The sequence below is a fragment of the Lapidilactobacillus concavus DSM 17758 genome, from assembly GCF_001435835.1.
In the GTDB taxonomy this organism is placed as follows: Bacteria; Bacillota; Bacilli; order Lactobacillales; family Lactobacillaceae; genus Lapidilactobacillus; species Lapidilactobacillus concavus.
Window position 1 is genome coordinate 1 of sequence record NZ_AZFX01000064.1, and the last position, 8442, is coordinate 8442.

An 8442-nucleotide genomic window follows, 5' to 3' on the forward strand; every position below is an offset into this window, starting at 1 on the left:
TACAGCTCTTTTAGCAAGCTAAAAGTAGCTTTCGACTAAAATTGGAGCCTTCAAAAACGTGCTACACAAGGCAGCTTCTTGCGCTTAACCACAATTTCTAAACGATCCGCAAGCGAATCATTCAGAAATTATCGTTAATGCTCAGAAGCTAACCGCCTTGTTACACACTCTATTCGAAGTCTCCAATTTACCCGTTTTGTAAGTCTGCAAAAAGCGTACAGACTTACAAAACTTTCACAGCATCACAACCATTTTCCTTTGCAGATTCTAGTTTAGTCTTAAAGATTAACAAACTGGGTTAGAAATACACACTAATTTCCTGTTCTTAATTTCAAACCGCGACTCCGCCTTCACATCTGAGTCAGGGAACGGAGTGGAAAGTTGTTGCCGTGCTGTGAAAATGTTGTTAATCCGCGTGGGCCATGCGGATTTTACAACATGGGACAAACATTAGACTTCGAGAAACGAAGGCTAATGTTTAAGGCGGAAGATTTATTCGCCGAGTGCGAAGCACGAGCCGAATAAACCTGAAGCCGGCCCCATAGCAAAGACAACAGCTTTCCACGCAGTGGACTGACGGGTCTGATAACTCGACAGACAGATAGTGGACTGACGGGTCTGATAACTCGACAGACAGATAGTGGACTGACGGGCCTGAATATAAACCTGCAAACAAAAAAACTCACACTCCCAAATTGGAAGCATGAGCCCAAATTCTTTGTAACCACAAAAGCCTATTCTGCTCTCAACGCGATAGCAGCATCCTTCCGCGCCGCCATCCGTGCTGGCACGTGGCCACCAAGGATCGTGAGAATCGTGCTGACAAGAACTAACACGATGGCATGCACAGGATTCAGCACCGCGACACCATTCAAACCAGTGACGCTTGCGAGAAGGCTATTGATTGGGAAGGTTGCCAGATAAGCAACGACAACGCCGAAAATACCCGCGCCAAATCCGAGAATGAAGGTTTCGGCATCGAAGACACGCGTGATGTCTTTTTTGCGGGCACCTAGAGCTTTTAGGACACCGATTTCCTTCGTCCGTTCAATCACTGAAGTGTAAGTGATGATTGAGATCATGATCATGCTGGTGATCAGCGAGATGGCCGCAAATGCAATCAAAACGTAGGTGATGGCATCCATCAAGCCGCCCGTCATATCAGAAACGGTACCAGCCAAGTCAGTGTAGATGACTTGATCAGCCTTCTTTTTACCCTTGTTGTATTTATCGAGGTAGTTGAGGACGCGATCTTTATCTTTAAAAGTGGTTGGGTAGATCTGAATGGTTGTTGGTGTTGAAGACCCCCCCAGTTGTGTCAGCCACATGTTTTTCGTTGATGCGTCCATTGTTTGACCGGTCATCACGTTTTTAGCGTTGGCTTTTTGAGCCGTAACGATCTCAGAATCTTGGTTCAAATCGAGGACTTCTTTAGTCAGTTGGGAACTGTAAGCAATCCCACTTGCGAGGAGACCGTCGCTGTTCTTCGACTTCACGCGGACGATACCGGCAATTTTTAACGTCTTGGTTTTAGCCTTTGCTGCCATACTGGTTAAGTCAGTGCCGGGTAAGAAGTTGCCTGTTGGTAGCTTGGTGTAGTAATCGTTATTTGCAACCAGCTTGATTGTCGTGCCAACGAGCTTGTCGAAGTTGATTTTTTCACCTTCGGAAACTTTAAAACCGAGATTCTTTAAGGCGTTGATGTTGACGGAATTATCTTTATTAATGACGAGGACAATATCAGTCGTTGCGGTTGGATAGGCACCGGCAATCACCTTGTAATATGTCTTCAGGAAGCTTTGTTTGCCATTGCGGTCAATTGGGTAGACTGAACCGCCAACACCAGTTGCAGACGACATCATGGCTTGTGCATCGATCGTCTGGCTGTCAGGGTTACTATTAGAAAAAGTAACCGTTTGGTACTTATCGTCGACCTTACGAATTAAATTCAGGCCGGTACCATAAGTGATGGCGATATTCTTGGCATCTTTCTTCGGCGCTTTTTTGATGTAGTTGAGATAAGTCTTGCTGAGTTTATTGATGTGTTGTGCTTTATCCGTGGCACTCTTTTCGGCCGTGATCGTACTTGCCTTCGAGAATTTCTTCGTCTGAGTGCCTGTCATTGCACTCGGATCCGAACCGACCTGTGAAATCGTGATTGGCATTGAGGCCATCGCTTCGGATTGCGTCTTGTCGATCTGCTTCTGGAAGCCGTTGGATAGCGCCAACACAATTGCGATACTGATGATTCCGATACTTGAGGCGAAAACGGTTAAGAAGGTTCGTCCTTTTTTAGTCCGAATGTTGGTGTAAGACAGCTTGAGTGCCGTCCAGTAGCTCATCTTTGTGCGCTTGAGGCTGAATGCATCCGCCTTTTGACCTTCAACATGCGGATTAGAATCGTGTTGAATTTTTCCATCCGCAAATTCAATGATTCGATCGGCATATTGGTGAGCTAATTCGGGGTTATGAGTCACCATGATGACCAAACGTTCGCGGCTCAAATCTTGAATGAGTTTCATGATTTCATTGCTAGTTTCGGAATCGAGTGCGCCGGTCGGTTCGTCAGCCAATAAAATCTCGGGATCATTGGCGATGGCACGGGCGATGGCAACACGCTGCATTTGACCCCCAGAAAGTTGGTTGATTTTCTTATGCATGTGTGCCTTCAAACCAACGCGAATCAGCGCTTCTTCGGCTTTTTGATGGCGAATGGCACTGGAGACGCCACTCAGGGTCATCCCCATTTCAACGTTCTCGATGATGCCCAAATGCCCAATTAGATTATAAGATTGAAAAATGAACCCAACGGAATTATTCCGATAAGCATCCCAATCAGCGTCTTTGAAATCTTTCGTCGATTTTCCCTTAATGAGTAGATCACCGGAATCATAACGATCCAAACCGCCGATGATGTTCAGCATCGTCGTTTTCCCGGAACCACTAGGGCCGAGAATCGCAACGAATTCTTTTTGACGGAAGGCCACAGACACATCGTCTTGGGCCTTGGTCGTCGTGTCACCGACATGATAGTATTTCTTAATGTTCTTTAGTTCGAGCATGGTGATCTCCTTTAAATGCGATGGCTGTCTTGTGGAAACAGTTGACAAAAGTTAATTATCCCCTATACTTAACGATTGTCAACTATTAACAATAATAAAATATGAAACGAAACTTTGCGAGTTTTTTGGCGCATTTTAAATTAATCGCAAACAGAAAGGATCCATTTTTGATATGGGTATTGAGATGAACAACGACCAACAAACGGGGAGCCAACTTTTCGGACAATTGTTCATGACGCTCGCGCAAACTGTCATTCAAAACTTAAACGTGGTTGATCTCGGCTTGACGCCACTACAACTGATGGTCGTGATGGCTGTCTACACGCATTCCGGCATCAGCATGTCACAATTGGCGAGTCAACTCGACATTTCCAGTGCACAACTCAGTCGAACGGTGCGTACCGTTGAAGAGAAAGGCCTCGTGAAACGTGAACATAATCAGGATAACCGACGTGTCGTCAATGTACATCGGACAAAAGTTGGAGATGAGTTCGCTGAGAAGCAAATGCAACAAGTCAAAAAGCGACTGACCCAGCGCTTAGCAGGTTTAACGCCAACTCAACACGAGGCACTGGACAGGCATCTTTCCGCGAGCATTGCCATTCTCGCAGAAGCGGGTATTGTGCGGATGTCACCGACGGAGTTCTTGAAGTCGATTGAAGTTGCACCGGAACAGCATGGTGATTCGTCCTTCGGTTGATCGAAGTGCTGTGGAAAATAATTGTTATCTTCGATTGATCGAAGTTGCTCCAGAAAATAACCGTGATAGGCTGTGGGGTCGGCTGCAGGCGGTTTGTCGCTCGCTTCGCGTTTTCAGAAACGTGTTCTGTCAGGCAGTCATTTCCGCTTAACAACAATAAACGGAAGATTTGTGTGACAAATCTTTCGTTTATTATCGTTAATGCTCAATGCCTAACCGCCTGACGCCACACTCTGAAAATCTTTCGCCTTAAATTTAAGCCTTCTTGCGAAGTCTCAAATTTTCCCCGTACTGTGCGATTCGCACAGTACTTTCACAGCATCACGGTTGTTTTCTTCCGCAACTTTTGGTGTAGGCTTGAGGTCTGAATAACTGGGTTTGGTCGTCAATTATATTTGATGACTTCTCAATTTGAAGAACTGTGCGAAATCTGTTTTAGATCTAGTTCGTAATTTCAGATAGCGGATGGAAAAATGGTTGACACGCTGTGAAAATGTTGTTGATCGTCATCGCTTGGGATGCCAATCTGACAACATGGCATAAAATTGAGACTTCGTTGCACGAAGGCTCAATTTTAAGGTGGAAGCTCCTTTAGAAGCTTGCTTCTAAAGAGCTGGAACCGGCCCCACAAGCGAGTCAACCATTTTTCCCGCAGCGGAACTGCCAGGGCAGCAGTTACAATGCTATACTAAAGTTAACTTTCCAATAAAAACTCGGAGGCAACACCATGACTGCAACGATCTTTGATATCGCAAAACTTGCACAAACTTCAAAATCAACCGTTTCCCGCGTGATCAGTGGCAATGGCTACGTGAAGGCAGAGACGCGCGAACGTGTTCTGCAGGCGATTCATGAGTTGAATTACGTGCCTAATCAGATTGCCCGCGATTTGAAATATCAGCGCACGCAGACCATCGGCTTTTTAACGAATACGTATTACACGAACGTCGGCGACTTCATTCGTGCGTTTGCCAGCATTGCGAAGCAATATCACTATCAAACGAGTATTTACCTGGTCGATAACGAGGAGGACGAGCTCAATACGCTGAACTTGCTCGTCACGCATCAGATTGATGGCGCATTTTTATTGTCAAAGGTGAATGACTGGCAGAAAATTACGCCGTATACTCGATTTGGGCCAATTGCCACCTGGCGTCGACTTGATTCAGCCCAGATTTATTCATCATATGTTGACCATTATCCATTATATTTACGAGCGATGACCTATTTGAAACAACAGGGTGTTCATAAGATTGGTCATATTTTCAACGATCGTGCCAGTATTAACACCATTGCGCGATTGGAGGCTGTTAAAACTTTTGAAATAGAAAATCCAACGATTGATCAAACGTGGCGTCAATTTTTTTGGACAGTCGAAGGCGCTGGTGAGATGGCGGCAGCTCAGTGGTTGAAACAGGACAATCCGCCCGAAGCAGTCATCACTTATTCTGATTATGTCGCTGTTTATTTTATCAAGTGTTTGCGCGCGGCCGGTTATCGTGTGCCGGAAGATTGTCAGGTGATAGGTTTCGAGAACGACACATTTGGTCGCCTGTTTGACCTGACCACTTTCGACCCGCACGTCGACCTGCAGGCGGCTAATTCATTTTATTACCTCTATAATCAGATCAACCATGTGCATCTGCCTTATCAAAAAATTGAACCAGAAATGATTATTCGCAAAACTTGCTAGAAGGCGCCCGTAAAAATTGTAAAATAACGACTCGGCTTTCAATTTAATGACGTCATGTTGAAATTAGTTTCAGAAAATTTTAGATTAAGGGTTGACGTGGGAACATTCCCATATTGTATGATAGTTCTTGTAGAAAAGATGGGTAGTTATTGAGCTTGATGAATGACGCCGACAAATTTTCTGCTAACCCATGTTTGCATGAATCATTGATCTTGATTCAGCCATCGAGATCGATGCAGACCAGCCCATTAACAAGTGGTGCTGGTTTTTTTGTGGTCATGATTTGGATGAAAGAAGTAAAATTTAACCTGAAATTTTCTGAATTGTGTGAGTCACATCGTTTATAATGAAGGTTATTCGATTGAGCAATCAAAGCCTTAAGGACGGTTTATCGAGAAGAGCGGCCTATGATCAATATCAGCAGATTTGGAAAAATAAATGTCAGCTCTGTCCCACCAATCACTTAGTTTCTTGGCATTATGAAATCATCAAGCAGGATGATCAATGATCAGTTGATGTTGACTCATGACAAGCAAGGTTGTTTTCAGAGAAATATGACCTGTGTTCATGATTATCTAAAAAAGAATCGAGGGAACAAATGACTCAAACACTCTATCTCATGCGCCACGGCGAGACGCTCTTCAATCAACTCGGTAAAATCCAAGGGCAATGTGATTCGCCGCTGACTGAAAACGGTATTGCACAAGCTAAGTTGGCAGCAAGCTATTTTGATGCGCAACCCCTTGACCATGTCTACAGTTCGCCACTTGAACGTTGCGTAGATACCACGGAATTAGTCTTGCACGGCCGTCTCGATTATCAGCGCGACCGGGGATTGAAAGAGATGTATTTTGGGAGTTACGAAGCAGAAAGCAAGGCCTTGCTGCCAAAGTCGCCGTTAGATTACCAGACTTTTTTTGTGCCTTTTGGTGGCGAGTCGACCGATGCCGTTCAGCAGCGGCTAGTGCAGACGTTGACTAAAATCATGAATCGACCGGACCACCAGCACGTTTTGGCGGTGTCGCATGGCGATGCGATTTTCAATTTTTTGCGATCATTCATGGATCCGCTTGCTGAATGGCAACGAGGTTTTACGAATTGTATTATTTTTAAACTCAGTTATGCTCATGGTCGCTTCGCCTTGGCAGACATCATTCGCCAAGACCCAAAGTGAAGTTAAACATGCTATAATCAAGACAATGTTTTTAAGTTTTTTGTCAGTCAACGAAGGGAAAAAAGATGAAAAATTAACGTAAACAGTGGGAAAAATCGGTGCATTGACCGTTGGCACGCTGGTCACGATCAGCGGACTTGCGACAACGCCTGGTGTGCAAACATTCGCGACGGATAACGTCGTTCAAACAGCGGCTACCGTGGATTCATCCGCGACCACTGCTCACACGTCTGCAACGGAGGCAACCACCACTCAAGACCAGGCCGAATAGCGCCAACTCTCGAAGAAGCAGCGACTGATTCGCAAGTTACTGCCAGTGCGAGTGTAGCATCGGATTCAACTAGCCGTATAAATGCGAGTTCAGAAAACAACGTCGCATCCAACACTGAGGTTGAGACGGTGATCGATTCAAACGCGAAGGCAGATACAAATGTAGCGCCCCATTCATCCTCCACAACCTCAACAGATCCAATCGATGCAACGAATCCCACACTCCGTTCAGGTGATAGCGGAGCTACTTCGGTGTAAGCAACTCAATCTGAGCCCGCAACAACGACGAATAGGGTGCCGGTGGATTCTGAGCTGATGGCGAGTGCCATTGCGCAGGCTGACGGCAATACCCTGACGCTGCCTGCCGGATTTGATCTCAACTTATTTGCGGATGCGGATGAGCCCACACAATTTGCGGCACAACATGCGACGATTGTGGCAATCACGGCATTAGGCGAACAGGATCTGACGAATAGCTATCAAGCGGTGGCAATTAGTCAATTGCCAGAATCCGCATCAGTTGATATTGCGTTGTCTAATTTTGCGGCGGGCATACTGAATCAAGTTCGGTTACAACTAGGAACCACAACCTTGACACTCTCAAAAGGCGCCGTTGATTTTGCGCGCGACATTTCACTTGCCTACCAACAAGATCAATGGCAGATCGTACGCCACGCGGACCATGACTTGGCCACTATTTCATCGGTAGCCTCGCAGTATGGCCTGCCAGCTGATCGCAATTACTATGAAAATGTTTCCGCAGGTTACTTGACGTCCACCACAAAGCCAACATTGGCAAGTCTGAAGCAGGGAATCTATGAGACAATTATGGATATGTTGTTTGCGGATGGTGACTTGAATTTCGGCCATACGCTATCATTAATTGGTTATGTGGGTCACCAACAAACGCCGTCAACAAGCGAATATCTCGGTGTATCGGTGGACGCGATGGGTCAGATTCACCTCTTGTTGGTGCCGAATCAGAAAATTGAGCAGTCTAACAAATTCGATGTCTCACCAGTTATGGTTCCAACCACGGCTGAATTGTTGGCGAATCAAGACGTAGCGACGACGAGCACAACCACGACGAAAGCCACCAATCCTAGCACCCAGCAACCGGGTTCTGGAACTGGAAAGACAGTGACACTCAGCTCACCCGCACGTGCAAAACAACCTGCAACGCGGAAACTGGCTAGTTCAGCGCCAGCGAGTCTGCAAGGGATAACGCCAAAAGTGACGACGAATCAGGCTAAAGGCGCTGAAAAACAGGTGACAAGCAATCGTCAACGAGCCACCCAACTGCCGCAAACTAACGAAAATACAACGCGAAATCTGATCAGCAGCTTAATCGGTTGGTTGATGACGACGATGGCAGTGTTATTAGGGCTTAAGCGATATCGTCAGGAAAATTAGAAGGACACAAATCGTGTTCTTTTTTTCTACCATTAGTCAAGAGAATTCTTCTATATCAAGGGATTCTTTTTTGTTCGCGCGTTTTATAATTAAGTTAGCCACCCAGCCAAAATGGTAAAAAAAAGACACC

Annotated in this window: 6 protein-coding genes; 5 read left to right on the forward strand and 1 reads right to left on the reverse strand. The window is 45.7% G+C overall.

The features are described 5' to 3' along the window. Positions 1-734: 734 nt before the first annotated feature. Entirely contained in the window at positions 735-3062 is a 2328-nt protein-coding gene (locus FC15_RS06180) for an ABC transporter ATP-binding protein/permease (protein WP_057824959.1), read from the reverse strand. A gap of 172 nt (positions 3063-3234) precedes the next feature. Here FC15_RS06180 and FC15_RS06185 point away from each other — a divergent pair, with 172 nt between their 5' ends. The 5 genes from FC15_RS06185 to FC15_RS06210 all read left to right on the forward strand — a co-directional run bounded on the left by FC15_RS06185 (position 3235) and on the right by FC15_RS06210 (position 8312). After that, the gene (locus FC15_RS06185) at positions 3235-3762 is read left to right on the forward strand and encodes a MarR family winged helix-turn-helix transcriptional regulator (RefSeq protein ID WP_057824961.1); all 528 of its coding nucleotides are present in this window, start codon (positions 3235-3237) and stop codon (positions 3760-3762) included. A gap of 727 nt (positions 3763-4489) precedes the next feature. Then, a complete protein-coding gene (locus FC15_RS06190) occupies positions 4490-5455 on the forward strand; it encodes a LacI family DNA-binding transcriptional regulator (RefSeq protein WP_057824963.1) in 966 nt (321 codons plus the stop codon). Positions 5456-6053: 598 nt separating this feature from the next. After that, positions 6054-6629: a histidine phosphatase family protein gene (locus FC15_RS06200; RefSeq protein WP_057824967.1), complete on the forward strand. Its 576-nt coding sequence runs from the start codon at positions 6054-6056 to the stop codon at positions 6627-6629. 85 nt (positions 6630-6714) lie between these two features. After that, positions 6715-6900, forward strand: coding sequence for a hypothetical protein (locus FC15_RS06205; protein WP_057824968.1), 186 nt, complete (start codon positions 6715-6717; stop codon positions 6898-6900). 314 nt (positions 6901-7214) lie between these two features. Beyond that, positions 7215-8312, forward strand: a complete 1098-nt coding sequence (locus FC15_RS06210; RefSeq protein ID WP_057824971.1) for an SEC10/PgrA surface exclusion domain-containing protein — start codon at positions 7215-7217, stop codon at positions 8310-8312. Positions 8313-8442 lie beyond the last annotated feature (130 nt).

What these genes read in the sequence shown, in the direction of transcription:
- FC15_RS06200 (WP_057824967.1), top strand. Translation starts at nt 6,054, where the DNA reads ATGACTCAAACACTCTATCTCATGCGCCACGGCGAGACGCTCTTCAAT.
- FC15_RS06185 (WP_057824961.1), top strand. Translation starts at nt 3,235, where the DNA reads ATGGGTATTGAGATGAACAACGACCAACAAACGGGGAGCCAACTTTTC.
- FC15_RS06180 (WP_057824959.1), bottom strand. Translation starts at nt 3,062, where the DNA reads ATGCTCGAACTAAAGAACATTAAGAAATACTATCATGTCGGTGACACG.
- FC15_RS06190 (WP_057824963.1), top strand. Translation starts at nt 4,490, where the DNA reads ATGACTGCAACGATCTTTGATATCGCAAAACTTGCACAAACTTCAAAA.
- FC15_RS06210 (WP_057824971.1), top strand. Translation starts at nt 7,215, where the DNA reads ATGGCGAGTGCCATTGCGCAGGCTGACGGCAATACCCTGACGCTGCCT.